At 43.9% G+C, this 27,000-nt stretch carries 28 protein-coding genes and 1 pseudogene; 20 read left to right on the top strand and 9 right to left on the bottom strand.

Annotated elements, in window-relative coordinates:
- Positions 1-8: 8 nt before the first annotated feature.
- The gene (locus AC6CH7_RS05140; RefSeq protein WP_498261671.1) at positions 9-884 is read right to left on the bottom strand and encodes a hypothetical protein; all 876 of its coding nucleotides are present in this window, start codon (positions 882-884) and stop codon (positions 9-11) included.
- Between the two features lie 608 nt (positions 885-1,492).
- On the opposite strand from AC6CH7_RS05140, the gene AC6CH7_RS05135 reads away from it, so the two are divergent.
- Positions 1,493-3,040, top strand: a complete 1,548-nt coding sequence (locus AC6CH7_RS05135; RefSeq protein ID WP_498261670.1) for a PAS domain S-box protein — start codon at positions 1,493-1,495, stop codon at positions 3,038-3,040.
- Between the two features lie 238 nt (positions 3,041-3,278).
- Here the strand turns inward: AC6CH7_RS05135 and AC6CH7_RS05130 are convergent, their stop codons facing one another.
- Positions 3,279-3,641: a response regulator transcription factor gene (locus AC6CH7_RS05130; RefSeq protein WP_498261669.1), complete on the bottom strand. Its 363-nt coding sequence runs from the start codon at positions 3,639-3,641 to the stop codon at positions 3,279-3,281.
- 308 nt (positions 3,642-3,949) lie between these two features.
- On the opposite strand from AC6CH7_RS05130, the gene AC6CH7_RS05125 reads away from it, so the two are divergent.
- Entirely contained in the window at positions 3,950-5,047 is a 1,098-nt protein-coding gene (locus AC6CH7_RS05125; RefSeq protein WP_498261668.1) for a sensor histidine kinase, read from the top strand.
- 75 nt (positions 5,048-5,122) lie between these two features.
- Here AC6CH7_RS05125 and AC6CH7_RS05120 read toward each other — a convergent pair whose 3' ends face one another.
- The 5 genes from AC6CH7_RS05120 to AC6CH7_RS05100 all read right to left on the bottom strand — a co-directional run bounded on the left by AC6CH7_RS05120 (position 5,123) and on the right by AC6CH7_RS05100 (position 10,012).
- Positions 5,123-5,515, bottom strand: a complete 393-nt coding sequence (locus AC6CH7_RS05120) for a hypothetical protein (RefSeq protein WP_498261667.1) — start codon at positions 5,513-5,515, stop codon at positions 5,123-5,125.
- Between the two features lie 306 nt (positions 5,516-5,821).
- The gene (locus tag AC6CH7_RS05115; RefSeq protein WP_498261666.1) at positions 5,822-6,322 is read right to left on the bottom strand and encodes a CinA family protein; all 501 of its coding nucleotides are present in this window, start codon (positions 6,320-6,322) and stop codon (positions 5,822-5,824) included.
- 30 nt (positions 6,323-6,352) lie between these two features.
- Positions 6,353-7,021, bottom strand: coding sequence for a DUF6766 family protein (locus tag AC6CH7_RS05110; protein WP_498261665.1), 669 nt, complete (start codon positions 7,019-7,021; stop codon positions 6,353-6,355).
- Positions 7,022-7,023: 2 nt separating this feature from the next.
- Positions 7,024-7,782 carry an SDR family oxidoreductase gene (locus AC6CH7_RS05105; protein WP_498261664.1) on the bottom strand — a complete coding sequence of 253 codons (759 nt, stop codon included), beginning with the start codon at positions 7,780-7,782 and terminating at the stop codon, positions 7,024-7,026.
- Between the two features lie 19 nt (positions 7,783-7,801).
- A complete protein-coding gene (locus AC6CH7_RS05100) occupies positions 7,802-10,012 on the bottom strand; it encodes a hypothetical protein (protein WP_498261663.1) in 2,211 nt (736 codons plus the stop codon).
- Between the two features lie 327 nt (positions 10,013-10,339).
- Here AC6CH7_RS05100 and AC6CH7_RS05095 point away from each other — a divergent pair, with 327 nt between their 5' ends.
- The 7 genes from AC6CH7_RS05095 (at position 10,340) to AC6CH7_RS05065 (ending at position 16,106) form a co-directional block, all read left to right on the top strand.
- Complete coding sequence (locus AC6CH7_RS05095; protein ID WP_498261662.1) at positions 10,340-11,617, top strand: NAD(P)/FAD-dependent oxidoreductase; 1,278 nt, start codon at positions 10,340-10,342, stop codon at positions 11,615-11,617.
- A gap of 203 nt (positions 11,618-11,820) precedes the next feature.
- Entirely contained in the window at positions 11,821-12,297 is a 477-nt protein-coding gene (locus tag AC6CH7_RS05090) for a DUF4142 domain-containing protein (RefSeq protein WP_498261661.1), read from the top strand.
- A gap of 1,129 nt (positions 12,298-13,426) precedes the next feature.
- Entirely contained in the window at positions 13,427-14,077 is a 651-nt protein-coding gene (locus tag AC6CH7_RS05085) for a response regulator transcription factor (protein WP_498261660.1), read from the top strand.
- Positions 14,078-14,404: 327 nt separating this feature from the next.
- A complete protein-coding gene (locus tag AC6CH7_RS05080) occupies positions 14,405-14,593 on the top strand; it encodes a hypothetical protein (RefSeq protein WP_498261659.1) in 189 nt (62 codons plus the stop codon).
- Positions 14,594-14,700: 107 nt separating this feature from the next.
- Positions 14,701-15,228: an RNA polymerase sigma factor gene (locus AC6CH7_RS05075; protein ID WP_498261658.1), complete on the top strand. Its 528-nt coding sequence runs from the start codon at positions 14,701-14,703 to the stop codon at positions 15,226-15,228.
- Positions 15,229-15,376: 148 nt separating this feature from the next.
- Complete coding sequence (locus tag AC6CH7_RS05070) at positions 15,377-15,895, top strand: YciE/YciF ferroxidase family protein (protein WP_498261657.1); 519 nt, start codon at positions 15,377-15,379, stop codon at positions 15,893-15,895.
- A gap of 55 nt (positions 15,896-15,950) precedes the next feature.
- Complete coding sequence (locus AC6CH7_RS05065) at positions 15,951-16,106, top strand: hypothetical protein (RefSeq protein ID WP_498261656.1); 156 nt, start codon at positions 15,951-15,953, stop codon at positions 16,104-16,106.
- A 185-nt stretch (positions 16,107-16,291) separates the two neighbouring features.
- Here AC6CH7_RS05065 and AC6CH7_RS05060 read toward each other — a convergent pair whose 3' ends face one another.
- Complete coding sequence (locus AC6CH7_RS05060) at positions 16,292-16,435, bottom strand: hypothetical protein (protein WP_498261655.1); 144 nt, start codon at positions 16,433-16,435, stop codon at positions 16,292-16,294.
- A 131-nt stretch (positions 16,436-16,566) separates the two neighbouring features.
- Between AC6CH7_RS05060 and AC6CH7_RS05055 the strand changes: the two genes are divergently transcribed.
- From AC6CH7_RS05055 to AC6CH7_RS05045, 3 genes are all read left to right on the top strand, one after another.
- Positions 16,567-16,848: a hypothetical protein gene (locus AC6CH7_RS05055; protein WP_498261654.1), complete on the top strand. Its 282-nt coding sequence runs from the start codon at positions 16,567-16,569 to the stop codon at positions 16,846-16,848.
- A 137-nt stretch (positions 16,849-16,985) separates the two neighbouring features.
- A complete protein-coding gene (locus tag AC6CH7_RS05050; RefSeq protein ID WP_498261653.1) occupies positions 16,986-17,147 on the top strand; it encodes a DUF3606 domain-containing protein in 162 nt (53 codons plus the stop codon).
- Positions 17,147-17,926 carry an Fpg/Nei family DNA glycosylase gene (locus AC6CH7_RS05045; RefSeq protein WP_498261652.1) on the top strand — a complete coding sequence of 260 codons (780 nt, stop codon included), beginning with the start codon at positions 17,147-17,149 and terminating at the stop codon, positions 17,924-17,926. Before AC6CH7_RS05050 ends, AC6CH7_RS05045 begins: the two co-directional genes overlap by 1 nt.
- Before the next feature lie 128 nt (positions 17,927-18,054).
- Here the strand turns inward: AC6CH7_RS05045 and AC6CH7_RS05040 are convergent, their stop codons facing one another.
- Positions 18,055-18,273: a hypothetical protein gene (locus tag AC6CH7_RS05040; protein ID WP_498261651.1), complete on the bottom strand. Its 219-nt coding sequence runs from the start codon at positions 18,271-18,273 to the stop codon at positions 18,055-18,057.
- Positions 18,274-18,703: 430 nt separating this feature from the next.
- Between AC6CH7_RS05040 and AC6CH7_RS05035 the strand changes: the two genes are divergently transcribed.
- From AC6CH7_RS05035 to AC6CH7_RS05000, 8 genes and pseudogenes are all read left to right on the top strand, one after another.
- On the top strand, positions 18,704-19,000 hold the full coding sequence (locus tag AC6CH7_RS05035; RefSeq protein WP_498261650.1) for a hypothetical protein: 297 nt from the start codon (positions 18,704-18,706) through the stop codon (positions 18,998-19,000).
- Positions 18,997-19,925: pseudogene (locus AC6CH7_RS05030) on the top strand (glycoside hydrolase family 130 protein). The gene AC6CH7_RS05035 and the pseudogene AC6CH7_RS05030 overlap by 4 nt, the downstream one beginning before the upstream one ends.
- 32 nt (positions 19,926-19,957) lie before the next feature.
- Positions 19,958-20,593 carry a hypothetical protein gene (locus AC6CH7_RS05025; protein ID WP_498261649.1) on the top strand — a complete coding sequence of 212 codons (636 nt, stop codon included), beginning with the start codon at positions 19,958-19,960 and terminating at the stop codon, positions 20,591-20,593.
- Between the two features lie 37 nt (positions 20,594-20,630).
- Positions 20,631-22,211, top strand: coding sequence for an FAD-dependent oxidoreductase (locus AC6CH7_RS05020; RefSeq protein WP_498261648.1), 1,581 nt, complete (start codon positions 20,631-20,633; stop codon positions 22,209-22,211).
- 327 nt (positions 22,212-22,538) lie between these two features.
- Positions 22,539-24,299, top strand: a complete 1,761-nt coding sequence (locus AC6CH7_RS05015) for a PAS domain-containing protein (RefSeq protein WP_498261647.1) — start codon at positions 22,539-22,541, stop codon at positions 24,297-24,299.
- Between the two features lie 89 nt (positions 24,300-24,388).
- Complete coding sequence (locus AC6CH7_RS05010) at positions 24,389-24,622, top strand: hypothetical protein (RefSeq protein WP_498261646.1); 234 nt, start codon at positions 24,389-24,391, stop codon at positions 24,620-24,622.
- A gap of 19 nt (positions 24,623-24,641) precedes the next feature.
- Positions 24,642-25,418 (top strand): DUF72 domain-containing protein, encoded by a 777-nt coding sequence (locus AC6CH7_RS05005; RefSeq protein ID WP_498261645.1) that lies wholly within the window; start codon positions 24,642-24,644, stop codon positions 25,416-25,418.
- A 408-nt stretch (positions 25,419-25,826) separates the two neighbouring features.
- Positions 25,827-26,984 carry a zinc-dependent alcohol dehydrogenase gene (locus AC6CH7_RS05000; protein ID WP_498261644.1) on the top strand — a complete coding sequence of 386 codons (1,158 nt, stop codon included), beginning with the start codon at positions 25,827-25,829 and terminating at the stop codon, positions 26,982-26,984.
- Positions 26,985-27,000 lie beyond the last annotated feature (16 nt).

Genomic DNA, 27,000 nt, shown 5'->3' with positions numbered 1-27,000 from the left:
GGAGGCTGCTAATGGTTTATTTGTTCAGTGGTGTCATTTATCACTTGCAATTTAATGCCGGTTTTTTTTTCCAAGTTAGCAATGGAATCTAAATTTGCAGACAGAAGCTTTGCAAGTTCACCCAAGGATTTCCTGGCATAACGAATTGCAAAAAAAGCATAGATTTTATTTCTTATTCGCTCGGCTAAAAATAATTCCATTAATATGAGTGAGCCAAAAAACAGGTAATGTGCGGGGGCGCTATGGTAAATCGTATCGGATGCGATTATTGGAATTTTGACGCTGACGGCAACGAATTCCAAAAGCAGCGGGATACCAATGATAGGAACCAGCCCAAAAATGCCGGTCTTCCATTTGGTTTTTTGATCAGCCATATTTATCATCATGGCATACTGGTCAAACTGGGGTTTTAATGGTACTTGCCGGGAGAGTCGATTTTGCCTGAGTTTCTCACCTGTTGTTCCATACTTGATGTCAACACCGGTAATTTGTTCTTTAAGGGCAGATTCTTCGGCGTTAATATTTTCTTGATCTTGAACGATGGCCTCCTGTTCAGCAATCAATTTGTCAATAAGTTCCAAATCCTCAGGAATACCTCTGCTCAGCTTTTGCTCGACGGAGATGATACGGTTATCTATTTGTTTGAACTGTATTTTCAGGTCGTCGAACGCTTTTTGACAACGTTTTTTTTCTTCGATGTAATTATTTTCAAGGTGTATCCTTTCAATAGTATATTCAAAATTAATTAGGTTTTGTTCATTCAACTGGAACCTGGAATACAGTAAGCTTAATTCCCTTAAACTTTCCGTCGAGAATAAGGGGAGGGTGGACAGCTTATCTAAATAAGCTTTTAAATCAGATTCAGTCAGTTCAAGTATTGGCATCAGCATAGATATAACGTAAAAGTAATCAGAAAAAGGATTTTACGGGGTCTTTTTTGAAATTCGTTAAGGAACTTTGTTTTATTGGAGAACCACAGAACGATTTTCTAATATTTTATTATTGATTTAGCAAACGGGCACTTATGCCTGGAGAAGTGTTTAGTCATTTTTCCTTCGGATTTAGAGCAGTTATCCAGTTGAAGTCATACAAACATTAATTTATTGATTATCAGGTGCCGATCACATAATGGAAAAAAAACTTAAGTTTTAACATTGGCATTGGTGTGTGTGTGCGATCGATGGGCCAGTGAAGCGGATCTACGGAAAGATTAATTCTTCCAAGTTGTTCTTCAGAGCGCTAATCTCTTTACGCAGAATTTCGCTTATAGCATCATACATATCCTTAACCTTTTGTTTAGGACGTCTTAGCCACGGAAGAATGGAGAACCACGGACAGACTGGATAATCTTATCTGCGTGGGTTTGCTGAGAGCGATACCGTTAATTGGCAATGAGGATTCCAATACTGAATAATAGCGCAAAGGAGATTCCTGAATCATATTTAGGAGGTACTAATAACCCGACTCCTAAATAAAATGATTACCTTGGTAGATGATTAAACCCGATCAACCGGAAGGTACTCAATTAAAAGAATTGAACAACCGTATCATTAGGCATGAGCTCCATGAAACGCAGCTCAATACTGATCTCAGGGAACAAGAGGACCTGATTGCTGCATTGCGTCTTGCAGAGGAGCAGAGTGCTAGGCTAGCAGCGATTGTCAGCTCCTCGGATGATGCGATCATCAGTAAAGACCTTAATGGCTTGGTGATGAGCTGGAATTTCTCTGCAGAACGAATATTTGGTTATGCAGCAGATGAGATGATTGGGGAGTCCATAACTAAGCTGATTCCGCAGGACCGAATGGAGGAAGAGACGGAGATTCTTACCAAGTTGCGCGTTGGCGAAAGGGTGGATCATTTTGTAACCAAGCGGTTGACCAAAGCGGGAGGGATTATTGATGTTTCACTGACGATTTCTCCTGTAAAAGACATTTCAGGTAACATTATCGGTATATCCAAGATTGCACGGGACATTACCAGCCAGATTAAAGCAGAACAGAAAAGTGCTATCCTTTCGGCGATCATTGCTTCGACTGATGATGCCATCATCAGCAAAAATTTTAACAGCATCATCACCAGCTGGAACAACGCAGCCGAACGCATTTTTGGTTATACCTCCGAGGAGATGATCGGGGAGTCTATTTTAAAATTGATTCCGCCTGACCGCCAGCAAGAAGAGCCACAGATCATTGACAAACTCAAAAAGGGGGAAAGGGTGGAACATTTTGAAACCAAACGACTTACAAAGCAAGGAACGCTGATTGATGTTTCACTCACCATTTCACCTGTATTGGATCTTTCCGGAAGGATTATCGGTGTTTCTAAAATAGCAAGAGACATTACCGAGAAAAAGCTTCAGGAACAGCGTAAGAACGATTTCATCGCGATTGTGAGTCATGAGCTGAAAACACCCCTGACTTCAATTCGTTCTTATTTACAGCTGGCGTTGATGGGATCTAAAAATGAAGTCAACCAAATTACTGAAAATCTATTGCGCAGGGCGGAGAATCAGACACATAAAATGACCTCGATGATCCATGATTTTTTAAATCTTTCAAGGCTGGAGGAAGGTAAAATGTCGTTAAACCTTTCCCATTTTTCTTTATCTGAGCTCATCGAGGAGGTCGTTTCCGAGGTTACGTTCCTTGCTCCGGCGCATAGGATTGATTATGAGCGTAGTCTAAGTATAACCGTCTATGGGGACCGGGAGAAGCTTAGCCAGGTATTGGTCAACTTAATGGGGAATGCCATAAAATATTCCAATGAAGGAACCGCTGTTCAGGTCCGATGTGTGCTAAAAAATAAGCTCGCAACAGTCAGTGTCAGTGACCAGGGGGTAGGGATTAGTCCGGCTGACCAGCTCCGTTTATTTGAACGGTTTTACCGGATACAGGATGATCGGTATAAGAACATTTCTGGTTTTGGGATTGGGTTATATCTGGTGGGAGAAATTCTTAATTTACATGGGAGCAAAATCAGTGTACAGAGTGAACTGGGGAAAGGCTCAACTTTTTCATTCGTGCTGCCGTATACCTAGTGTGTTGTTCTTTCCATACAATTTAATTACCTTTAAAAGACATTAAACCAACAGGCCACCCTAAAGTTAGGCTAATGTTAAGCAAAGGAACCTTAAGGATTAGAAAGGAAGATACGATCATGAGGTTGCGATCAATAGATGGATGGAGATTTTCCCCTATTGTTCATGGGTTTTTAAGTTGTCATTATTATACGGATCGACTCCAGAAATTTTGTTAAATGCTAAACACCTCATGTGATCATCCCATGTGTTTTTCGAGCAGCTTGCTTAGCGCATCCAAATCAAATGGTTTGGCAATAAAATCGTCATTGCATGCATTCTCCTGACCGACATTTTCCGGATTGACATGTGCGGACATGATCAACACCGGGATGTGCTTTTTATCGGGATCCTGCTTGAGCAGTTTGCAAAATGACAGCCCGCTTCCATCGGGAACCATAATGTCTAGCAGAAAGATATCAGGAAGTTGTTCTCCGGATACACGGGTTAACTCTGCAATGGTTCTGCAAACACTTACCTGAAGGCCTTGGGAAGATAGAAATAATTCAAGTATGAAGCTGATGTGGATGTCGTCCTCTAATATATATATACGTTTTTGCATAAAGTTTGTGGTAAGATTTGTCAGTTAGGTAACGCCCTTAGATACAATAAGTTTTTTGTCACTCGATTTTACGTATTTATACTGGTGTATGCAAGCACTCATGGATTCAATTCCTTAAGGGAATTTCGTTGCCAGCAAAACGCTGTCGCTGTTTTTTTAATATGCTGTACGGTTCCCCCTGAAACGGATTTACCCGGCCAATTGCGTGAAGTACCCGTTTGAGAAAAACAAATATGCTCCAAGGTTGTTGTATGATACCTTTATAGTTAAAATACTATCGGTACTACCCGTGCTAACCTTCAACTTTGATGCAAGATAAAAATATACAAATCAGTGCCCTGACAGAACTCAATGAAGAGCTGGAAAACTATTTCAGCAACACGATCATACCACAGCTTTTTGTAGATGCACATCTGATCCTGAGGAAATTTACTCCCCCGGCCATGAGCCAGTTTAACCTAAAGCATGAATTTGTAGGTAGACCTCTGGAGCAGATTAAGGAGAACTTCAGATATCCTACTATAATCGAAAATATTAAAACGGTTTTTGCTACCGGTAAAATTCTTCAAAAAGAAATCCAGACTACAGATATGCACTGGTATCAGATGAATATTCTCCCATATCTGGTACGCAAAGAAAATAAGACCAATGGCGTGATCATCACCTTTGTGGACATTACTCCGCGTATCCGCGACCTTAAGGAACAAGAGAAGCTGATTGCAGAACACGAACTCTTGTTGGATACGATTGCCCATGACATTAAAAATCCACTCCTTTCACTGGGTTTAACTATTGAGATGCTTAGGAGATTGCCCGAAAAAAGTATGGAGAAGTTCCCTGAGTTACTGGAACATGTCGAGAGCAGCCTGAAGCAGATGAAAAAGGTGATAAATGACCTGGTAGAGACCCGTTGGCAGCAACATCGCTATCAGGCAGCGAAAGAACTTTTGGACTTGCAGAATATTCTGGAGGACGTAAGGCTTAGCCTCGCTCCTCAAATTCTGGAATCGGAGGCAATCATAAACGAAGATATCGGAATTTCTCAGATTCGCTTCATCAGGCGCAAACTGCGCAGCGTGATTTATAACCTGGTTAATAATGCCATCAAATATACTCCCGCGGATCGCATCCCTGAAATCTTCATCAAATCCTATCGTGAAGAAGATTATATGGTGATCAGCGTTTCGGACAATGGGATAGGTATGAGTAAGACAGAGCAGGCTTCGATTTTTGAAAAATTCCAGCGGGTAAGAATGACCGGTGAAGGGTCGGGTGTGGGACTTTATTTGGTCCACACCATTATTTCGACTGCAGGGGGAAAGGTCATTGTGGAAAGCCAGCCTGGCCAGGGATCGGTTTTTAAAGTGTTTCTGAAACTGGACAATGAACAGTCAACAGCTGAGTAATTTAAGCTGCATCAATGGAAAAGGCATTATAGCAAAGTGGCGGCATTAATCCGCCACTTCCCGTGATTTTCATCGTCAGCTCAGGGACGACTCACGTTCGTCTAGATCGTCCTCTTCTTCATTTTGGGGAGTATCGTTCTCCAAATCCTCCTGGTCATCTTCTTCGGATGTATACTGCTCTGCTGCACCAACATCAGCCGCGTCTTCACCTGGTACATTTTGGGGTGGTGTTGACGGGACCCCTTCCGAAGGTGATACGCTGCCATAGCCTACGCCGCTGTTTTGTTCGCTGTTTTCTGCGTTGTTGTCGTTTAAGTCCTCGTGTTCTGGTCGTTCTGGGTTACTTATCGGACCATCTGCAGGAAATGATTGCTGATCATTTTGTTTGGGCTGGTTTTGAGACCGACCTTCCTCTAATTCATGCTGCTGCTTCCTTGAAGCTTCAGTATGCTCATCGTAATTTTCCATAGTCGTAGTGTTTATAAGCAGAACACCTGGATAACCTAAGGGTTTTCGAAATCTGGCCCGAGACTGGCCTGATTAATACCTGTTTTTTGAGGCGAAGTACCTGCTTATTCTGGATTTGAGTCAGTTCATTTTTTCAGGTCAGAACAATTACCTGTTTTGCATCACCCATAGGAGGTTAGATGTAACCTGAGTGCCGATTATCGACGAAGGTTTGCCTGCCGATTCTGCCGGTCGGAGTGATTTTAAAATATTTATGTTTTTGAGTTAAAGGCAGAACGTAGCGTAAATCCTGAAAACTGATCTGCGCTATTTCAGGCTTGTAAGGTAACCACGCAGGCGCAGAGCGAGGAACTCGACGGTCTGACGCACAATTTCTTTAGGGCTTCCCTGAAAGACCATTCTTTCGCTGAACAACAGGTCATGGTTTTTAATTCCATACAGGAACATTGTTCCTACAGGTTTATCGGGGCTTTCGCTGCCGCCGGGAGCGGTAAGTCCGGTACAGCCGATGTGGATGTCCGCCGGAATGAGTTTTTGTAAGCCTGCAGTGATGGAGCAGGTCACGATTTCGGATTCCGGAGTAAAGGCTTTTAGCTGTTCCTGGGGAACCCCCAGCAGCGTACATTTGAGCGCCGCATCGTAACAAACGACCCCTCCTTTCAGGAATTTTCCGGCATCAGGTATCAGCGCAAACTCAGCGGATATCCGTCCGGCGGTTGCACTTTCTGCGAAGGCAATGGTCAGCTTGTTTTCGATCAGCAGCTTGCCGCAGGCGCGCAATGAAGTATCATCAATTTCTTTTTTCATAGGTGGCTTCTCGATTTTGTTAGCACTTATTTACTTCCCGGTTTCCAAATGTGGAGCATCAACGGGTTTGGATTCAGGTGATCCTTTTTGCCGCAGATAGATGGTCAGAAAGACGATAGAGGCGACAGATAAAAATTCACTCTGCCAGTTTTGAAAGGTCTCAAACCAAAATTCTGCCTGCCCGAGGTAAGTAACAACGGTATCTTTTGGCAGATGTTTGACAACCTGCTCCACATTATGGTTCTGCCAGCTGCCATATAGGTGCAGTGCCCAACTGGACAGGAAAAGAATGGCAAAACAAATGGAAAGCGAGTGACTGTACAGCTTCAATATCCAGCCTCCTTTTTGTACTGCCCATGGCGCATCTTTTGACGGTTTCGGTTCCCGGTCTACCTCTTCGGGCGTATCGAGCTGTTTGGATTCTGCTGAGCCAATCTGACGTAGGGATATGGTCAGTAAAACATACAAGGCCATTTGCAGGAATTCACTTTCAAAGTTTTCAAAAGTTGCTGAAATGAAATGTCCGCTTTGCAGATAGGTTGTCAGACCTATTTCTTGTGCATGATCTTCCAGAAGATCTTGGTTGTGTTGCTTCCATCCGGTTAGGGCCTGGGCAAAAAGGGTAACTATAAATAAAGCCAGGAAAACAATGGTTAACCCATTGCGATAAAAAAAGGTATGATTAGATGGAGTTTTCATGATTATATGATTTGTAGGTGAGGTCTGATCTGTAAGCTGATGACGTCGCAGCGCAGCGGCTGGGATAAACAATACAATACACTCATGGCGATGTCTTCGGCTTTTAACATTTCCAATGCTGTTATTTTCTGATACTGTTGGGCAACATCTTCCTCGATCATATCCGTGCCAACCAGGCCAGGTTCAATAAGGCTGACCTTGATACCCATCTCGTTGACCTCTTTTCTTAAGGATTCATTAAATCCCTGGATACCAGCTTTTGTGGCCACATACACCGAACTGCTCTTAGCGCGCTCATCTGCGCTGATCGAACCAATATTAATGATGTGGCTGCCTGAGCCTCCTTTCATGCGCTTTACAGCTTGATTACAACAAGCCATATAGCCGAGAAGGTTGGTGTCTACGATATATTGCCAGTCTTCATAAGTACCTTTCATAACGCCTTCATAAGGAAGGGCGGCGTTGTTGATCAAAATATCAAGACCGCCGAACTGGCTGTCGACCATACTAAAGACCCTGTCTACGTCTTTTTTATCGGCCACGTCGGCACGCATGCCGTAACATTCTGTTTCTCTATCCAGTACGCGTATCGCTTCCATTGTTGCGTCGATGGATGTCCCGTGGCGTCCAAAGATCATAATTTTTGCACCCCGGGAAGCGAGTAAAATGGCAATTGCGTGGCCAATACCGGTAGTGCCGCCGGTAATCAGTATCCGTTTTCCGCTGACAGATCTGGGTAGGTAGTCATTTGATAATTCCATGGGTTTGACATATTAAAGGTTACTGATGTATTTTAATCGTTATGGTACTGTTTCCTGGTATGGTGTATTCCCGGTTTCCATTTGCAGTAGGTATTCCTTTCAGCGGTTCTTTCTGACCGTTTAGCTGGATCTTAAATTCCGGGATTCTTTTCTGTGCTGTTTTGACGAGCATCATCCGGCAATGGAGCCGATCATCACCTAGTACACGGAAAGTAATGTTTTTTCCACTGATTGCATTAAATCCTGAAGTCGGGTAATCGGTATAGATCAGGAAGGGTTGATCAGGAATTTTCAGATGGTGCCGCGGAAGTATTCCAAAAGCATTACCTGCGCCATATACCTCCTGACCAACGGTTCCTGAGGCCAGCCACCCATCCTGCAGGTCCTCCAGGGCGATCCAAAGCTTGGGGTCAACTTCGCCCATCTTTGGGTTTTCTTCAAGCATCTCTGCCGGCAGCATTGTCGGGTAATAGAATATCGCCCTGTCTACCAGGTAACGGATGTATTCGGCTAAGAGCAGTCTTACTGAAGGCAGGATGTCTACCCCTTCGGCATGCATCAGGTAGTCGTGAAAAGCACAAAAAACTTCCTGTTCTTCATAAACAGCGGTGTAGGGTGCATCATTTAGCGGATAAAGCGAAAAGAATTTCGGGAAATTCCTGCCATAGCCATAATTGCAGTCCCACAGTTGCACATTCCGGAATATTGCCGCAAGGCAGTTGTAACTCAGGTTGAGGTATAATTCATTTTTAGTGATTTTATAGAGCCGGAGCAATGCCCCGGATGCAAAAGCTGTATTGTTGGCCTGATAAAATAGCTCAAAGCCATAACCCTGTAAGGTTTTTGCCGCTTTCTCTGCCTCGTTTAAATATTTTTTTTCCCTGGTCAGTTCCCAGGCCTGGAGCATGACATGGGCATAAATGCCAGCTACGTCCTTTTCTCCGCCTTTGCCTTCAGCTGTTTCCGCTTTGATGACTTCCAGGGTATCCATTTTATAGAATACAGGCCATTGGTATTTAAAGTGCCGGGCAACGTTGATTGCGAAATCCAGCGAGTCCAGGAATAGTTTTTCTGCCATCTTGTCTCCCTTTAACGCCAGTCTGGAGAGGTTGAGCAAGGGATGGTGCAGGTACCAGGAATCCATTACTTTGGGCTGTTTCTGCTCTTCATCGCCTTTGAGCTTATCTTCTGCTGCCGGAAGCCAGCGCATGATCGTGCCCAGTTTTTCATCATAAAATGAGGGCAGACCTTCCTTGATCACTTTCATTACTCCCAGCTGCTCACCGCTCCATTCCACGTAGTCTAGCAAGGGTAATAATACAGCCAGCTGTACCATGATTTCGGGTGGGGTCTGGTAGTCGCTTACATAGGCATTGAAGTATTTGTGTCCTGCCACCTGTGACCAGCATCCGGGGCTATCAATCAGGTCTTTTAATCCCTTACTGAGGATCTGGGACCAATTCTGATAGTTTGTTGCTGGTTTTGGCAATAGCAGATAAATCCTGGCCAGCAAATCAAGGTATAAACGCATCATTGCCGGCTCTTCATCCGGTACTTCCTCATCGAAAGCGATGAAGGCGTCAGAAAGGATGACTTCTTTACCTGCCTGAAGTGGTTTTTTGGAAGGAGGGAGGGAAAGTCCCAATTCTGGCCATACTCCGCCGACGGTATCACCCAGAGAAGTTTCCGTCTGTTGACAGTAGTCTGACAGTGCCGTCAGGTTCTGCAGGTAAAGCAGCGTGGCGGATTTTGGTTTAGTCTGACTCAGATACAAGAAGCCCGTGCGTGTACCAAACTGGCTGGCATGGATTTTTCCTTCCGTGTGCTCAGGATTGTTGTGCTTTCCAATAAACAGTATGTCTCTTGGCCAGCTGGGTATCAGTAGGTCTTTTACAGGGGTCAGGCTATTGGTATAGCGCAATACCGGAGAGGATTGCGATTGATTGATACGAATACTGACCGTTTGCCTGCCCACAGCAGATCGGAGATTCAGGTCTATTCCCGGCTGCTGATGTCTGGTGATTTCAAGGATTTCCAGGTCAGTCCCGGGACTGTAAGCCACGCGGAAGGCCACCCGTCCACCGCCAGGTAATTCGGTCCGGATCCAGATGGAATCTGAAGTAGCGGTGACTTTAAAATGGAAACCACCGGCGGCATGATCAAAGATTGCTGATGGATTACCTGCCAATTCATTACCGGCGGAGACCGCCCAGGGGGTTAGTGGATTCATAACAAGCTCAATTTAAAATTATCAGGATAAGTAGTGTGCTAAAACCACTCACAGGCTATTTTGTTTTGACTATGTCACAAGTCAGGAAACTGCTTAGCCGGATGGCCATATTTCTTTTTTGCATGGTAGATCTGTGGTTTAGATCGCCTAAAGAAAAACCACTGTTTATTTTGGTTTTCCCTTTTTTGAATTTATTCCGGGTTCTTTCTACTTCAGTTATCCAAAACAACTTAGGCTACCCGATGTTAGTAGGTAAACCTCGGTCTGGTAAGCGTCTTTAGTGCTTAGGAAAGGCTAAAACCAGATCCTCCATAAAACTGTTGAAATATGAGCGTAGCTTTGAAAAAAATTATAATTATTGGCGGAGGTTTCGCCGGATTGAACCTGGCTAAAAAGCTCGCGTCAGATAATGAGTATGAGATGGTGTTGGTGGATAAGAATAATTATCATTTCTTTCCACCATTGCTCTACCAGGTGTCTACCGCATATATTGAGGCCTCGAACATCAGTTACCCGTTCCGAAGGATGTTCCAGTCGAAGCCACAGTTTAGCTTTTACATGGGCAGTCTGCTCAATATCGATTTGGCTGCGCATAAGGTTCATACAAATAACGGCTCCCTGACTTATGATTATTTGGTACTGGCGATGGGAACGGAGACCAATTACTTTGGAATGGAAAACGTCAGGCGCGGGGCGCTGCCGATGAAATCCATCGATGATGCACTGGAGCTGAGGAATCATGTGTTACTCAGACTCGAGGAGGCGGCGCGCAGCGAAGATGAAGATGAGCGGGAGCGACTGGGAAATATTGTCATCGCTGGTGGCGGCCCTACCGGCGTAGAAATCGCCGGGATGCTGGCAGAAATGGGTGGAAACATTGTTCGGAAAGATTATCCAACGGCGGCGAGAAAAGGTTTGGGTAAGATTTATTTGGTGGATGCGCTGGACCGTTTACTGGCACCGATGAGTGAAAAGTCTCAGCAAGAAGCGGCTGGTGTGTTGAAAAAGCTTGGTGTCAATATCCTGCTGAACACAGCAGTCAAGGATTATGTAGCTGATCAGGTGATCCTCAGTAGCGGTGAAAGCATTCCCAGTGCGACACTGATCTGGACCTCAGGGGTGATCGCAAGGGAAGCGGCCGGTTTACCTCCGGAAGTCGTTGGTAAAGGACGCAGAATTATAGTGGACCAGTTTAACAGGGTAGCCGGCTTGGAAAATGTTTTTGCCATCGGGGACATCTGTTTACAGCAAAGCGACCCGAAATTTCCGACCGGACATCCTCAACTGGCACAGGTAGCCATTCAACAAGGAACACTGCTTGCCCGGAATTTCGTGAACATCCGGGAGGCAAAGCCACTTCTTGCTTTCCATTACAAAGACAAAGGATCGATGGCGATCATTGCGAAATTTAAAGCAGTTGTGGATTTACCCAATGGATTTTTTAAAGGTTTCCTGGCCTGGCTGGTATGGCTTTTTATCCACATCATTCCGATTGCTGGCTTTAGAAATAAACTTAAGCTGGCTTTTAACTGGTTTTGGAGCTTCGCCACAAATGATCCGACCCTTCGGCTGATTATTCGGCCGGAAAAAGATAAAAACCGGTAGGCATTGCCTACTAGGCGCTTTCAAATATAAATTAGGTTAAGATTTAATAGTATAAACAAAAGTTCAGGCAAATGGTTATAGGTACCAAACAAAGACATTAGACCATGAAAAAATTGATTTATTTATTTGCATTTGCGGGATCACTGATCTTCCAGAGTTGCGGACAGCAGTCGGAGAATAGCACTGATGTGTCCGATACGACAATGACTGACACCACGATGACCTCTGACATGGCGCCCGCAGAATCCGGCCTCGCCGATACCAGTTTCGCGAACAAAGCAGCCGTAGGCGGAATGGCAGAGGTGGGGTTTGGTCAGCTGGCTTTACAGAAGGCAAGCAGTGCAAAAGTTAAGGAGTTCGCAGCAATGATGGTTAAAGATCATGGCAAGGCTAACGAGGAACTAAACGGGATTTCCACAGCCAAAGGAATTGCACTGCCTGCGACATTGGATGCAGAACACCTTGCCGTACAAAAAGAGCTGCAAGCTGCAAGAGGTGCGGAATTTGACAAAGCCTATGTAAAGGCGATGGTTGACGGGCATCAGAAAACCCTGGCGCTGATGGAAGATGGCAGTAGAAACCTTTCAGATACGGAGCTAAAAGCCTTCGCAGGCAAAACGGCACCCGTAGTAAAGCATCATCTTGAAATGATCGAAAAGATACAAGCCGAGATAAAATAACGAATTAAGGCGATTCAAGGTAGAACTATTATCCAATGAATCGCCTCCTAGGGTACTATTGTGGGGGTGGTTAAGTTATAGTGGCGAATGGGCTCGGGCTGTTCGCCGCTATTTCTAATACACCATCCTCCGTTTCAGCCTCAAGCTGGTAAAGTCTCTATATAAGCGGCCCCAAATTGTTTGGACAAGTGAGTGGCTCGATGAGTACGCCAGCTGAATATAAGTTGTCCCGGCTTTTCAATGGTTGCTTTACCGGCGGAGGCCATCACGATGTTATTACCGGATAAAATCCTATATCAGATCCCCTAGCTATAGGTCTTATCCGTCTAAATTTCTCAAATATTGACTATTGGTCTTAGTAACCGATGCCAATGTCAGCAGCACTGATCATGATATAGTCGCTTAACAGCCGGCCCTCTAAAGAGCAGTGGAGTGATCGGATTGCTGAAATAGTCTCTAGTTCTTCCTTTAGTTCGCATCGATTTGTTTGTTTTTTACTCAACATATTGGAGACAAGTAACACGAATAACAAGAGTTCGGCTATCTGTTTGTCTGCATAACGCTGGCAATCACAATTATTTTCCATAAACAGGTAGTTGACACATCGAAGCCAGTAGAAATTACGTAAGTTTAATAGGTAACTTGGTACTGGCAAAGGAGAGTGATGTTATGATGTTAGATTTGCGAATTTTGGCACTACTGCACCGTAAATACAATCCGTCTTCAGCTGTAGGGATGCAGACAGGGCGCTTTGATTTACTTATCACTACAGATAGGGAAGGTTCCCCTGTGAGGATTTATGTCAGTTTAGCCGGCGGAGACCACAGTAGCAAAGGACAATGGTACCGTCGTATTTCAGTCAACGATAGCGTGACGGATGTCATGAAATATATTTGGGAGCCTGAGTTAAAAGATGGGTAATTGCTCATGGTTATCAGTTGTCGTACACGATTACAGGTAATTTGATCATAAAGATGTAGTTGGACATCCTGCTTGGTAGTGCTGTCTAGAGCCGATGAACTGCATTCCCACTGTCCACTTATGCTAAAAATATCGATGCCAAATACCCAAATTCCTTGATTTGCGTAACAATTCGCTGTTGAGATTGTTCTTAGCAAAAAACAATACTATGATAAACGTAATACTGGCAGAAGATCACACTATTGTTAGAAATGGCATAAGGATGTTACTGGAGATGGATAAAGACATCCATATTTCAGCTGAAGCAGTGAACGGCAGGCAAGTCTTGGAGTACATTTCTAGATCAGAGCAACCTGATGTGATATTGGCAGATATCAATATGCCCGAACTCGACGGAATATCCCTGCTTAAGGAGCTTAAAGCACTCGATCTAAGTGTCAGGGCAGTCATGCTGTCTATGCATGACAATGAGCATTATATCTATCAGGCCTTCACCGAAGGTGCATACGGTTACCTGTTAAAAAATGTAAGTGCTGACGAACTTATTTTCGCCATTAAACATGTTCATGCTGGCAGTAAATATTTGTGTTCAGAACTTTCGATGGGTATGCTGAATAAACTCGCCCATAGTCGAAATCCTGTTGTCGGTGTTCCGGAAAATCAAATCGATTTTTCTACCCGGGAGATTGAAATTCTGCATCTGATCGCTGAGGGGCTAACCAATAGCGAAATGTCTGATAAACTATTTATCAGTAAGCGGACAGTGGAAGGACATCGCCAAAGCCTGATTGAAAAAACCGGCTCCCGAAATACAGCAGCATTGATTCGTTATGCCGTCCTTAATGGCTTTGTAGAATAGCAATCACGTATTTAACGCAAATAATTTCAGGGTAAATGCGGATAGGGCCTAAATCCCATTGCCTTCTATACATCCCTCGTAAAATTGACTGGTGCACTTAAATGGCAATTTTCCCAGATGAAAGCCCAAAATAGGGCAGATCTCAAAGGGCCCAGAAGAAGATTTTCGTACGATTACGAGTGCCCAAACATGCGTAAAATACGCAATAATGACTAAATACCCGTTTTTTCATTTGGGCAAACTTTTTATTTTCCTGACCTGTTTAAAATTAGCAGTGCCTATTAAAGCACTTAATATCTACTTGTTAAACCTTTAAAAATGAAAAGAATGAAACTACAAATTCCAGCCATGCTGTTGATTCTTAGTATAGGATTTACAGCTTGCAATTCAGATCGCAATAGTAATGATACGGATTCGCTAATGACCGACAGTGCCGTAATGGACACGGCCAGGACAGAAACCGGGATTGCAGATACTGCAAATATTGACTCTTTAAGCTTAGACAGTGCAAATTAAAGATTCAATTGGATCGAGCAGATGACTTGATAAATAACCTCAGTGGCATGAGCAATCTGATAAAAGATCTTAATTGTTGTGTTAACCCCCCCTCAAAAATATTGACCATGAAAACAGAATTATTAGATTTTAACCGGCAGTTATTTGATGTTGAAAATAACCTGCACACCTTTGCATTTTCATTTACAAAAAACAAGGATGACGCTGATGACCTTGTCCAGGATACCATGCTTAAGGCGATCCGCAATGCCGAAAAGTTTGAAGATGGAACCAACTTAAAAAGTTGGTTGTACATGATTTTAAAAAATACTTTCATTAACAACTACCGCAAGAAAAACAGAATGAAGGCTTACATGACTGAATGTGTAGGGATGGTGACCGATGATTTTAGAAACAATACCGCCCGCAATGGCGGGGAAGGTAAATGTACACTAGATAATATTCATTCTGCCTTGGCTAAGCTTCCGCAGGACTACTCTTATCCGTTCATAAGGTACTTTGAAGGGTATAAATACCATGAAATTGCAACCGAATTGAACATTCCCATTGGGACGGTTAAAACCAGGATTCACCTGGCCAGGGGTGTATTGAAGAAAAGTCTTAAAATGTATCAGGCTGAATTTTTAAAACGATAGCTCATTGTGCCAGGTATTTACCACAAAAAACGAAGGTTCAAGCCTTTTTTTTCGTGTTTTTACTGGTTTTCAACTGCAATGGAACAAGTCCTCAAACGGATTGTTAAAATTATTAAGATTAAAATAGCAATAAATAAAAACTAAAACTATGGAAAATTCAAGTCAAAAATCACAAAGCATGCCGAACGGCCATCTTCATGAGCTGTTCGTAGATGAATTAAGAGATATCCTGGGTGCTGAGCGGCAATTGCTGAAGGGGTTGAAAAAATTGGCGTCCAGCGCAAACAGTGCAACATTAAAATCTGCGTTCGAAGCCCATTATACCGAGACAGAGGAACACATCGAACGACTAAAACAAACTTTTGACTCGATCGGCCTGTCTGCCAGAGGTAAAAAATGTAAAGCGATGGAAGGCTTGCTCGAAGAAGCCGATGAAATTATCGAGAGTTTTGAACAAAGTCCCGTTTTAGATGCAGCACTGATCGCCGCTGCCCAGAAAGTAGAACACTATGAAATCGCAAGTTATGGCTGCCTGGTAACCTACGCCAAATTAATGGAACATACAGAAGCTGAGGAGCTGTTGAGCACCACCTTAGCTGAAGAAAAGGAAACTGATGAAAAGCTTACAGATATCGCATTGACTGAGGCCAATGTGGCGGCAGGGTAATACCGGCCTGGTGTTTTAATGTTGAAAGTTAGCGTACGCAGCATATATGAATATTATGGAAGAGTTCAAAAGTAAAAAGGCCAAAACCAAACCGCAGATCGGACATAAGATGTCCTTCATCAGACGGCCAAGTTATTATTTTCATGCCGATGAGGATTTCAGAGAGGATTGGCAATGGGGAAAAGTTAAAAAAATAAGAAAGCCAGAGTAAGTAGACTAAATGCTTGTTAATCTTTTTACCTGTTAAATTCCGGACGTTCTTAATCCGGTCGGTTTTTGCCGAAGCTTTAACATTATTATTATAGCGTTTTCTTATCCTTTAATTTTATTAGATAGGCAATAAGTCTTCCCAGCTGTACTCAACTATAGTTGGGAAGATAAACTGCCTCCCTGCATTCAATAAGCAAATTCGGCCAAATTAATATAGGATAGAAAGGTTTTATCATTGGTGATTACGCCAAGATTACCTTTTGGATCATCACAACAGTTGGGTAAGGTCACTCCGATGGTTTCATTCCCTTTGAAATCAGTATTTGGCATGTCACCTAAGATTTTAATTTAGTTTCAAAACACTTCCTCTTATGCGTTGTTTTCTTATTAGATCAGAGTGAATAGGTGAATGGGAATGAAATTGAGGAACGTTAGTTACCCCTTGTATTTAAAATGAGCCAATGAAAATGCATGAATCAATAGTGAATGATGATTTCATTAATAACCTGGCTGCGAACTGGTATTTTTTAAGCCTGCAGTTCGGTTTTCAAGATGGCAGATATGCCGACGAGGTTTCTAATGAGCTGATCGAAAACGGGCTACAATTAAAAAGCATACTGCGGGCAGGGTCATATACTTACCTGCAGCCTTTAAATGTCTATGTTGACATGGATAGTTTTATTGACATTTGGCTGGATGCTGATGGGGACATTCAAACTCGTGTATTGGATGGCGAGGAGTGAGCATCGGGCTAGACGATAAAAAGTGTGCAACTTGAGCAGTTTAGGCAATAATTTTATTGTTCACCCTCCCTGCTTGGCTAGAGAATGGACTTTAAAAAGGAGGAAATGCCTGAGTTAAATTCTTTTAACAAAGCGAGATGGACGGTAAAGTTAAACAAGAAAGGAATGCAATTAATCTGGACGATAATTATGATGTATTATACCGGACAAGTAAGTTAAAATACAATGAGTTGAAGAAGGCTGTACCAGCAGCCGGAAATTCAATTGAAGCCATAAAAATTCATTTAAATAAAGCATAATGCCGGAATTACCTGATCTGGAAGTATTCGCCACTAACCTGGAAAGGCGATTTAAGAATAAAACACTGGAATACTTGGAAGCTTTGGAAACCAGGAAGCTAAACGTCTCAGAAAAAGAATTGAAGGATCAACTTGAGGGTCGTAAACTTCTTGGTGTCAGACGCGAAGGAAAAACACTGCAGCTGCATTTCGCAGGAGGAAATGTGCTTGGTCTGCATCTGATGTTACATGGTGAGTTGAAACCATTTGAGCGTGATGATGAAATTAAACATTCAATCATATCATTACTTTTTAAAGGTGTGGGCGGGTTTGCGTTAACGGACTTCCAAAAGGCAGCGACACCCACCCTTAACCCTGCCCCATCTGATGTGCCGGACGCGCTTTCCCATGAAATGAGTTTGAATTATCTGGAAAAGGTTCTGGCAAAAACGAAGAAACCAGTGAAAACGGTGCTGATGGACCAGCATGTGATCCGGGGTATCGGAAATACCTATGCAGATGAAATTTTGTGGACAGCCAGGATTTCACCGATGTCGGTATCAAAAGCGATCCCAAAGGCTAAAGTCAAAGACTTGCACCAGGTCATCGGTGCCTTACTGCGCAAGGAAATTGCTCAGATCGGAGAAGTGTTGTCCGACGAGTTGAGTGCCGAGATTAAAGATTTTCTAAAAGTTCACGGAGCACACATTAAGGAGAGTCCGACAGGAAAGAAGGTGCGGGTAGCGGAAATTGGCGGACGCAAATCTTATTTCACTGAAGAGCAGGAGTTGTTTGAATAACAAGTATGGAACCCAAGATGGTTTTCGTTAAAAACAGAAAGCAAATGCACAGCCCAGACACTAACAACAAACCAAAAAGCACCTGGTAACCGAATAAAAAAAGTGCTGGTTAACAACCAGCACTTTTTTTAAATATCACTCCCCGGAGTGGTTCCCGGCTCATGGCTTGAGCCAAGGGGTTTATGCTTCCTGTCGGGCTTTGAAATCAGGTCTGTCCTGCCAGTATCGGCTACAGATGAAGTCTCTCCGTTATCTGGTTTCTTTTCATTGATACGCTCTTCTGCTTCCTTGTAGACAGTTTTTTTTGACGCCTCATCTTTTCTATGGTTATTTTCCTCATTTGACATAATGGTAGGTTTTAGTGAAAATCTGTTCTGTTAAAATAACAATGCAACTTGTCTTATGTTTGATGGTGTTTCATTTTCTTCCCTAAGAAGGTCAAACAGTGCTTCCCAGAATACCTGAAGTTTGTTGGTCGCCTCTGCACCCTTGAGGCCTAGACATTGACTTGCTTTTATGATCATCCGCTCGCGAGGTTTTCTTTGCTGGAAACCATTTCGTGTGAGAGGCGTTCTCCACGAAACTTGCCAATAAGATAAAGAAGCAATTGTATATTCTCTTGTTTCGGACTTGGGCTGGGCGCTGTTGCTGGATCACTGTCGAACTGAACGGACATTTTTGTAAAACCTTTAGGATTGCCGGGTGTTTGCTTTCATGTGTTAATGATTTGGTTTGAGGTAGATTTATTCAGCCGTTAAATTTTAATTCAAAAAAGAGATGAAGGAAGCAGTTTTTAACATCAAAATTGGTTACGGTCAAAATGAAGTGACTTTGACCATTCTTCCCAACGAAGATCATTTCAAGGTGATTTATTTTGGAGGGATTATGGGCGCGGTCCGTTATGCCGATGCAGACTGGGTACTGATTGATCCGGAGAAAATAGCACCGGGTGACTTGCCGATGTACACGCCGGATTTAAAAGGGGAGCGGCTAATGGTGATCCTGAATGAAGCGACCGTCGATGCGATCGGAAAAGAAATTGAACTGCATTATCTTAAGGAAGAACAGACATGAAAGATCTGGCCAGACGCTTTCCGGAAAACCCGCTACTGATGCCCCAGGACCTGAAAGCCAGCAGGGAAAGTTTACAAATCATTAGTTTGCTGAATCCCGGCGTATTCCGCTTTCAGGGTAAGGTCTGGCTGTTGGTACGGGTAGCCGAAAGTATTGCCCAGAAAGAAGGTGTAATTTTCTTTCCCATATGGAACGCCCATGGGCAGATGGAAATCATCGAAGTGCCACTGAACGATCCTGATTTGGTAACTACGGATGCGCGGATCGTGAATTATAAGGGGCTGGATTATCTGACCACGGTATCCCACCTGCGTCTTTTGGTGGCGAACGACGGTGTTCATTTTTCTGAACCGAACGACCTTCATTCTTCTTTGTTTGGAAGTGGTAAGCTGGAACGCTATGGTATTGAGGACTGCAGGGTAAGTTTCCTTGAGGGAGCCTATTACCTTACCTATACTGCAGTTTCTGATAGCGGCGTCGGAGTAGGCCTGAGGATCACCAGTGATTGGCAGCACTTTGCCTATAATGGGATGATCCTGCCACCTCATAATAAGGATGTAGCTATTTTTGAAGAGAAAATTGGGGGGAAATATTTTTCATTGCACCGATCCGCACTCCTTACGGCTGGCTTGAGGTTTACCATGGGGCGAATAGCAAACACGAGTATTGTCTGGGCGCTTTTTTGATGGCACTGGAAGATCCCTCAATGGTCATCGCCAGAACTATTGACCCGATCATGGTGCCAACGGAAAAATATGAACTGAGTGGGTTCTTCGGCCACGTGGTCTTTACCAATGGCCATGTGGTTGATGGTGACCAGCTGACGGTGTATTATGGTGCTGCCGATGAGTTTGTCTGCGGGGCGTATTTCTCCATTAATGAAATTCTTGAGGCCATGACTTTTGGACCGAAACAGGATCATTAAGTTCTAAATTATTAATCTAAACTATGGAAAACATGAAAGCAAATATCGAAAGAAAACATCTGGGGAAGGGCGATGTCCCTGCTCAGCAAACAGGATCGGAAATGGATGCAATAGAAGAAATAGTACTTCCTTCTGCAGGGGAGGCAGATCGTTTTTTTCAGACCGTGAAAGGTCGCCTGCTGGAGGTGAACTGCTGGACAAAAATCACGGGCGGCGTCTTATCTGACTTCAGGCTTACTGATGCAAATGGAAACCAGGTGCAGCGCAAAGCATCAGTCGGTGACCACATCAGGATTGATATCCCCGGACCGGGGACACAAACCGCTGGCGGTTACGACTGGGTCAGGGTTGAAGCGGTAAAGTCAGAAATGCTACATGATGCCGAAGTACTGAGTCTGATCGTCAGACCATCGGTCAGCCCTATGGGCAATACCGAGACAACTGCGCATTTTCTGACGGAAGAAGCTACCTCCACTATCCAGGTAAAACGCATTGGAAGGCGGATTTATGCGGAAGCACATGGACGCAATGAAGTACCCAATACCGATACCGGAAATACGCTTGATAACCTCCGTAATACCATTGTCGGCTGGGGTGCTAAAATCGGGATTTCATACCCCCAGTGGAAGGCCCTGGTGAAAAACCTGCTGAGCAAAGATGTCCAGTAGAGAATATTTCCGAGTACTTAACTTAAAACCAATAATGATGCAAAATAACAAACAGGATACGCCAAACAGGCGAAGAGACAGCGCCAGTGTGAGTCCCTGGCAAGAAACTGCCGGGTACAATCCGGCAGAAGGAGAAAGCCCTGCCGTGAATTCCGATCAGGTGTACGATTGTCTGATCATTGGCGCAGGGATTACCGGGGTCACGACCGCTTTGCTGTTGCAGCGATCCGGATTGAATTGTATTGTGGCAGAGGCTGGGCAGGCTGGCTTTGGGACAACCGGAGGTACGACCGCACATTTAAATACCTTTTTTGATGCAACATATCCAGAAGTTGAAAGTGACTTCGGTCAGGATGCTGCCCAACTGTTGGCACGTGGCGGAAATGAAGCATTAGACCAGATCAGCAGTTTGGTGACAGAGCTGGACATAGATTGTGATCTGGAATTCAAGCAGGCCTGGCTGTATGCTGAAAACGAAAAAGAATCCAGGCAATTAACGCAGATTCTAAATGCTTCTAAAAGAGCCGGATTGGGCGTAGCAACTGCTGATCAGAATGGAGTTCCTGTTCCTTTTGATTCAGCGATTCAATTTGAACACCAGGGTCAGTTTCATCCTTTAAAGTACATTTCTGGATTGATTGCGGAGTTCATTAAACTGGGTGGACAGCTTGCAGAGCATACCAGGATCAGTGAAAGCAGTTTTGAAGATGGCATTTATACTGCGAAATCAGATGGGCGTTCGATCCAGGCAAAAAGGCTCGTTTATGCAACACATATTCCACCGGGAATAAACCTGATGAGCTTTAGAAATGCACCTTACCGCAGTTATGTACTTGGGCTGAAATTGAAGGGCAACAATTATCCTGATGGGCTGACCTATGACATGCAGGAGCCCTACCATTATTTCCGAAGCCATGTTATTGAAGGACAAAAATACCTGATTGTAGGCGGGGAAGACCATAAGACCGGTCATGGTGATCCCCAGCAGGCCTTTACAAACCTGAAAGCGTACGCCAGCCAATATTATGATGTGGCCCAGGTCGATTACCAGTGGTCGGCGCAGTACTATGTACCTGTGGACGGGCTGCCTTATATCGGGCAGATGCCCGGTGCTGTTGAGGGCACTTATATGGCCACTGGTTTCAATGGAAACGGGATGGTATTTGGAACACTTTCCGCACGGATCATTTCAGATTTGATTCTTGGGAAGGAAAATCAATATACTGCGCTTTTTAGTCCATCCCGTATGAAACCCGTAGCCGGATTTACAGAATTTGTAAAGGAAAATGCGGATGTAGCCTGGCATTTTGTTGCCGACCGGTTTTCTTCGGAGGAACTGCAGGCACTTACTGATTTGAAGCCCACCGAGGGGAAACTTGTCAGATTTCAGGGGAAACAGCTTGCGGTTTACAAAGACGATTCAGGAAAGGTTATTGCCTTGAATCCAACCTGCACGCATGCTGGCTGTATAGTTCAGTTCAATTCCGTTGAGCGGAGCTGGGATTGCCCATGTCATGGGGGCAGGTTTGATGTTTCAGGTAACGTGCTCACCGGGCCACCCACCACAGATCTGGAAAGGGTACTGATTAGCGAAACGCATGAGCCGGGAAAAGATTAATAAAGTAAGATCGGTCAGTCTGAACTGGACACATTATACCGCACGTTTTTTTGGGCGTACAGCTGTTGGCTAGTGATGATGATTTATAGTATTTTCCAATTCTTAGTGAGGGGAATTCATTAAAACATTTTGTCAAAACATCCCGGACGATGAGCTGTTATAGCATAGGTTACAAACTGATCAACAGTGCAAGTTAAAGCTGTTCTTGCGGTGCTTTAAATTCCACGCGTTTTTGTTAACCAGTAGAGAACACGGGGATGTGTCCTTCTCCTTCCTGTTAATAAAAAAAATCGCTAAACCAGGCTCTGAATACTAAATTAGTGAAGAATGAATGAAAATCAAGACCAAGATAAAACTGTTAACTGTCATCCCGCAGGTTTGAGTTTTGAAGATGAACTAGTAAGATATAAGCAAAAGATCAGCAACATTCTGGAAAGCTTTACTGAGGCCTTTTTCGAGGTGGATCTGAATTGGGTAGTAACTTATTGGAACAAGGAATGCGAGCGACTGTTATCGAAATCACGAGAGGAGATTTTAGGTAAAAACCTTTGGACGGAATTCAGCCAGGCCACATCCCTAAAATTCTATTCCGAATACCACAGGGCCATCCGGGAAAACGTTGCTGTCCGATTTCAGGAATACTGGCCGGTAAATAAAATGTGGGTGGAGGTGAGTGCATTTCCGTCTGGCGAGGGCCTGTCGGTTTATTTTAAAAATATTACCGAGTGGAAGCAAATTACCCGGCAACTGGAACAGGAAAAAAAAAGATATTATGGTCTGTTCAATCATAGTCCCCTGCCACAATGGGTCTATGATTTTAAGACGCTGAGGATCTTACAGGTTAATGATGCCGCCATCAGGCTCTATGGGTACAGTCGTAAGGAATTTATGGAAATGGATTTGATCGATCTGAGACCAAAAGAGGATGCAGATGCACTGATCCACCTGGTAAATAATCACATTCTAAAAGGCCGCTTTAATTCTTCTGTAGTACGACATGTCAAAAAGAATGGGGAGATCATCTATGTTAAAGTAGACGGCAACTCTGTTTTTTTCGACCAGAAAAATGCACGCCTGGTGATGGCCGTTGATCAGACGGAACAAATTAAGGCGGAACTGGAATTGGCAAAAAGTGAACAGCGGTTTAAGGCACTTGTACAGGATGGTTCAGATCTGATTGCGATCCTGGATGGCCAGGGTGTTTATAAATATGTTAGTCCCACCGTAAAACGGATTTTGGGTATCGAAGCCGATCATTTCCTGGGCAAAAATGCATTCGACTTTATTCATCCGGATGACAAATCCCCAGCTGAAAAGGAATTCAATCTGCTGGTGTCCAACAAACAACTCAAATTACCCGCTTTCCGTTTCATCAATGCAAAAGGCGAATACCGATGGATTGAAACAATCATAACAAATTTGCTTAACGACCCTTCAGTGAAGGGGATAGTTGCGAACTCCAGAGATGTTACCGAACAAATTCAAAACGAGCTGAAAACGAAGGAATTGCTTAATCGCTTCAGGATTGTGTCAAAGGCGACCAGCGATGCCATTTGGGATTGGGATATTCAAACAGGCAAAATGCAGTGGAGCCAGGCGTTGCGCACCGTTTTTGGGTATCGGTCCAAAAGCCATAATATAGAATGGTGGGAGCAGCAAGTACATCCGGATGACAGGAATGCCGTTCAAAACCAATTTAGTGAATTGATTGGGAGCAAAAAATCAAGGCTCCAGCTGGAATATCGATTTCGTTGCGCCGACGGTAACTATAAATTCGTGTTGGATCGCTCCTTTGTCATCTTTGACCAGAAAGAACAGCCCATCAGAATGATCGGTTCCATGCAGGACATCACCGAGAGGATATCACATATTAAAGCTATTGAAGAAAAAAATTCACGGTTAAATGAAATAGCCTGGAGCCAGGCGCATAATGTTCGTGCGCCCCTGGCCAGGATAATGGGACTGGTAGATTTATTAAATGAAAAGACTGATCCGAACGCATTAATGGAGATCGTTAATCATTTGAGGTCTTCAACGAATGATCTGGATGAAGTCATAAAAGGGTTTATTAACAAACCGGCTGATTAATCGGGATGGTGGCTTTAAAGGACGTCGGGGCTTAGTTCGCTGATGTTTCTGTAGGGTTATATCATGACTGAAGCAATATTCACAGGTAAATGCATAAAAGAATTTCGTCGTCTGGAGACAGGTACAGGATCTTGATTTGCGCTACAATAAGTGTGGCTCATCCCTTTAATCACTTAGTCATTGATCTGGTAAGCACGATTCGGTGTTCAAATGGGGACTGGCTTGTGAATTTTATTAGCGCTGATTTTTCCAGTCTGGCAAAACAACAGCAGTTACTAGCTGTTAATGGTAGCAGTGACCAGGCCGAGTCGGAATACATATGAACTGTAAACTATGTTGCAAATGAAAGGAAAAAAATGTTTTGACAACTATTATTCAGGAACGAGTGGTTTGCTGCTGCCGGTAAGAAACAAGTTATTTTATCCCGAAGCATTTAAGGGCAAAAGCCGCTTGTGTTTTTATGGTTCGATGATGAATAGTATTGAAATTAACAGCTCCTTTTATAAAGTACCTATGGCCTCAACAGTAGCCAAGTGGGCAACGGAGGTACCTGAGGATTTCAGATTTACCTTCAAACTCTCCAGGGATATAACCCACAATAAGGGACTGGCATTTGATCCTGCAGCAATAACACAGTTTATGCAGGTGATTGGTCTGGCAGGGGCTAAGAAGGGGGCGCTGCTTGTCCAGTTTCCAGCCAGCGTGCGGATTTCGCAGTTCAGACAGCTGGCTTTACTGGTCTCAGTGCTACGGGAAAGTGACCCTGAAAAGGACTGGGACATATCGCTGGAGTTCCGGCATGCTTCGCTTTATCAAGATGAGGTATACCGGTTATTGGATGTGCATGAGATGGGGATAGTGATCCAGGACAAACCTCCCGCTGCCACACCGTTGATGGAGGGTGAACTGCCCTTTGTTTACCTGCGCTTCCATGGCCCTGGTGGAAGTTACCGGGGAAGTTATGAAGATGACGTGCTTTATGAATATGCGGACTATATCAAGGACTGGATGAGCGAAGGAAAACGTGTGTATTGTTATTTCAATAATACGATGGGAAAGGCTATTGACAATCTGTTTACTCTCAGGCACCTGGTTATCGAAGGAGATCATGCCCCGTGAGTGTACTACTTCCTGATTATTACGCTTGACTGGGTCTGCGTTCGGGGCGTTGCTGCTCGTGTATCGTTGTTACATTTACCCAACAAAGTGTAGATCAAAATAAAGATAACGATTGCGGACAAGCAGCCACCTCCCAGTTTTTTAGCGCCCCATGCGGCGATAATACCTCTGAAAAAATTATTCATAACTGTATGGTTATTGCGGACCCCTGATGTTCTGATTAGGGTAACAATGCTGCAATGCTTGTATTTTCTAAACCTGCCGATACGCTGATGCGCTTTTATGTTGTCAGCTTACAACAGCTCAAACCAGAGTTTGTTTAAAAAACCACTGAATAAAAATAAACTGTTTTTTCTTAAACAATCTCTTTTTCAGGGTGTTCAAACTAGACATCAATAAAAACCTATTATGAAAGCAGCAGTATTTCACAAGCCCGGAGACATCAGTTATACGACCGTTGCCGATCCGAGAATCGAACTGGCAACAGATATTATTCTTAGAGTGACCTCAACAGCGATTTGTGGGTCTGACCTGCACATTTTAAGCGGGGCAGTTCCTCAAACTACCGATATGGTCATGGGCCATGAATTTATGGGCATTGTCGAGGAAGTTGGGGCAGAAGTAGTGAATCTGAAAAAGGGGGACCGTGTGATTGTTCCTTTTCCGATCGCCTGCGGTCAATGTTTTTTCTGCAACCATGGGGCCTCGCCCAGCTGTGAACATTCCAATTACAAACATTATGGCCCCAACGGGGATATGATGGACCAGAAAGGCGCTGCTTTGTTTGGTTACACGGATTTGTATGGTGGCTATTCAGGGGGACAGGCAGAGTATGTCCGTGTCCCTTATGCAGATGTGAGCCCAAGGGTCATTCCGGATAATCTGAGTGATGAACAGGCGTTGTTTTTAACCGATATTTTCCCTACCGGTTGGTCCGGGGTGGACTGGGCGCAGCTTAAAGGTGGGGAGGTCGTGGCGATTTTTGGATCCGGTCCTGTTGGACTGATGGCCCAGAAAGCTGCATGGTTAAACGGCGCAAGCCGGGTGATTGCAATTGATCCGCTGGATTATCGCCTGGAAAAAGCAAAGGCTGTAAATAAAGTAGACACACTGAACCCGCACAAAGTAGATGTGGTCGAAGCCATCCGTGAAATGACCCAGGGAAGAGGTGCGGATGTTTGCATCGATGCGGTAGGCTTTGAGCCCGAACGTACATTTATGGACAAGGTGAAAGCTACAATTAATTTTGAAAAGGGTAGCATGAAGGTACTGGACATATGCTTTGAAGCGGTGAGAAGAAGCGGAACTGTTTCCATTCTAGGTGTTTACGGCAGTCCGTATGATAATTTTCCACTATTCAGAATTTTTGATAAAGGTCTGACCATTAAGCAAGGACAGGCACCTGTATTGAATTATATCGATCATTTGATCAACCTTGTGCGTGAAGAAAAGGTCGTGCTGGACGATATCATTACCCATAGCCTGCCTTTGAGTGAAGTCGGTCAGGGATACAAAATCTTTGATGAAAAACAGGACAATTGTGTGAAAGTAGTTTTGAAACCTTAATTGAGAGATGATGAAT

The sequence above is a fragment of the Pedobacter sp. GQ55 genome (assembly GCF_059758925.1).
The sequence above is the reverse complement of the archived record's forward strand: the minus strand, read 5'-3'. Positions and strand labels throughout refer to the sequence as shown.

Coding starts and splice junctions, on each gene's coding strand:
- AC6CH7_RS05140 (WP_498261671.1), bottom strand. CDS start 884: ATGCCAATACTTGAACTGACTGAATCTGATTTAAAAGCTTATTTAGAT.
- AC6CH7_RS05135 (WP_498261670.1), top strand. CDS start 1,493: ATGATTAAACCCGATCAACCGGAAGGTACTCAATTAAAAGAATTGAAC.
- AC6CH7_RS05130 (WP_498261669.1), bottom strand. CDS start 3,641: ATGCAAAAACGTATATATATATTAGAGGACGACATCCACATCAGCTTC.
- AC6CH7_RS05125 (WP_498261668.1), top strand. CDS start 3,950: ATGCAAGATAAAAATATACAAATCAGTGCCCTGACAGAACTCAATGAA.
- AC6CH7_RS05120 (WP_498261667.1), bottom strand. CDS start 5,515: ATGGAAAATTACGATGAGCATACTGAAGCTTCAAGGAAGCAGCAGCAT.
- AC6CH7_RS05115 (WP_498261666.1), bottom strand. CDS start 6,322: ATGAAAAAAGAAATTGATGATACTTCATTGCGCGCCTGCGGCAAGCTG.
- AC6CH7_RS05110 (WP_498261665.1), bottom strand. CDS start 7,021: ATGAAAACTCCATCTAATCATACCTTTTTTTATCGCAATGGGTTAACC.
- AC6CH7_RS05105 (WP_498261664.1), bottom strand. CDS start 7,782: ATGGAATTATCAAATGACTACCTACCCAGATCTGTCAGCGGAAAACGG.
- AC6CH7_RS05100 (WP_498261663.1), bottom strand. CDS start 10,012: ATGAATCCACTAACCCCCTGGGCGGTCTCCGCCGGTAATGAATTGGCA.
- AC6CH7_RS05095 (WP_498261662.1), top strand. CDS start 10,340: ATGAGCGTAGCTTTGAAAAAAATTATAATTATTGGCGGAGGTTTCGCC.
- AC6CH7_RS05090 (WP_498261661.1), top strand. CDS start 11,821: ATGACTGACACCACGATGACCTCTGACATGGCGCCCGCAGAATCCGGC.
- AC6CH7_RS05085 (WP_498261660.1), top strand. CDS start 13,427: ATGATAAACGTAATACTGGCAGAAGATCACACTATTGTTAGAAATGGC.
- AC6CH7_RS05080 (WP_498261659.1), top strand. CDS start 14,405: ATGAAACTACAAATTCCAGCCATGCTGTTGATTCTTAGTATAGGATTT.
- AC6CH7_RS05075 (WP_498261658.1), top strand. CDS start 14,701: ATGAAAACAGAATTATTAGATTTTAACCGGCAGTTATTTGATGTTGAA.
- AC6CH7_RS05070 (WP_498261657.1), top strand. CDS start 15,377: ATGGAAAATTCAAGTCAAAAATCACAAAGCATGCCGAACGGCCATCTT.
- AC6CH7_RS05065 (WP_498261656.1), top strand. CDS start 15,951: ATGGAAGAGTTCAAAAGTAAAAAGGCCAAAACCAAACCGCAGATCGGA.
- AC6CH7_RS05060 (WP_498261655.1), bottom strand. CDS start 16,435: ATGCCAAATACTGATTTCAAAGGGAATGAAACCATCGGAGTGACCTTA.
- AC6CH7_RS05055 (WP_498261654.1), top strand. CDS start 16,567: ATGAAAATGCATGAATCAATAGTGAATGATGATTTCATTAATAACCTG.
- AC6CH7_RS05050 (WP_498261653.1), top strand. CDS start 16,986: ATGGACGGTAAAGTTAAACAAGAAAGGAATGCAATTAATCTGGACGAT.
- AC6CH7_RS05045 (WP_498261652.1), top strand. CDS start 17,147: ATGCCGGAATTACCTGATCTGGAAGTATTCGCCACTAACCTGGAAAGG.
- AC6CH7_RS05040 (WP_498261651.1), bottom strand. CDS start 18,273: ATGTCAAATGAGGAAAATAACCATAGAAAAGATGAGGCGTCAAAAAAA.
- AC6CH7_RS05035 (WP_498261650.1), top strand. CDS start 18,704: ATGAAGGAAGCAGTTTTTAACATCAAAATTGGTTACGGTCAAAATGAA.
- AC6CH7_RS05025 (WP_498261649.1), top strand. CDS start 19,958: ATGAAAGCAAATATCGAAAGAAAACATCTGGGGAAGGGCGATGTCCCT.
- AC6CH7_RS05020 (WP_498261648.1), top strand. CDS start 20,631: ATGCAAAATAACAAACAGGATACGCCAAACAGGCGAAGAGACAGCGCC.
- AC6CH7_RS05015 (WP_498261647.1), top strand. CDS start 22,539: ATGAATGAAAATCAAGACCAAGATAAAACTGTTAACTGTCATCCCGCA.
- AC6CH7_RS05010 (WP_498261646.1), top strand. CDS start 24,389: ATGCATAAAAGAATTTCGTCGTCTGGAGACAGGTACAGGATCTTGATT.
- AC6CH7_RS05005 (WP_498261645.1), top strand. CDS start 24,642: ATGAAAGGAAAAAAATGTTTTGACAACTATTATTCAGGAACGAGTGGT.
- AC6CH7_RS05000 (WP_498261644.1), top strand. CDS start 25,827: ATGAAAGCAGCAGTATTTCACAAGCCCGGAGACATCAGTTATACGACC.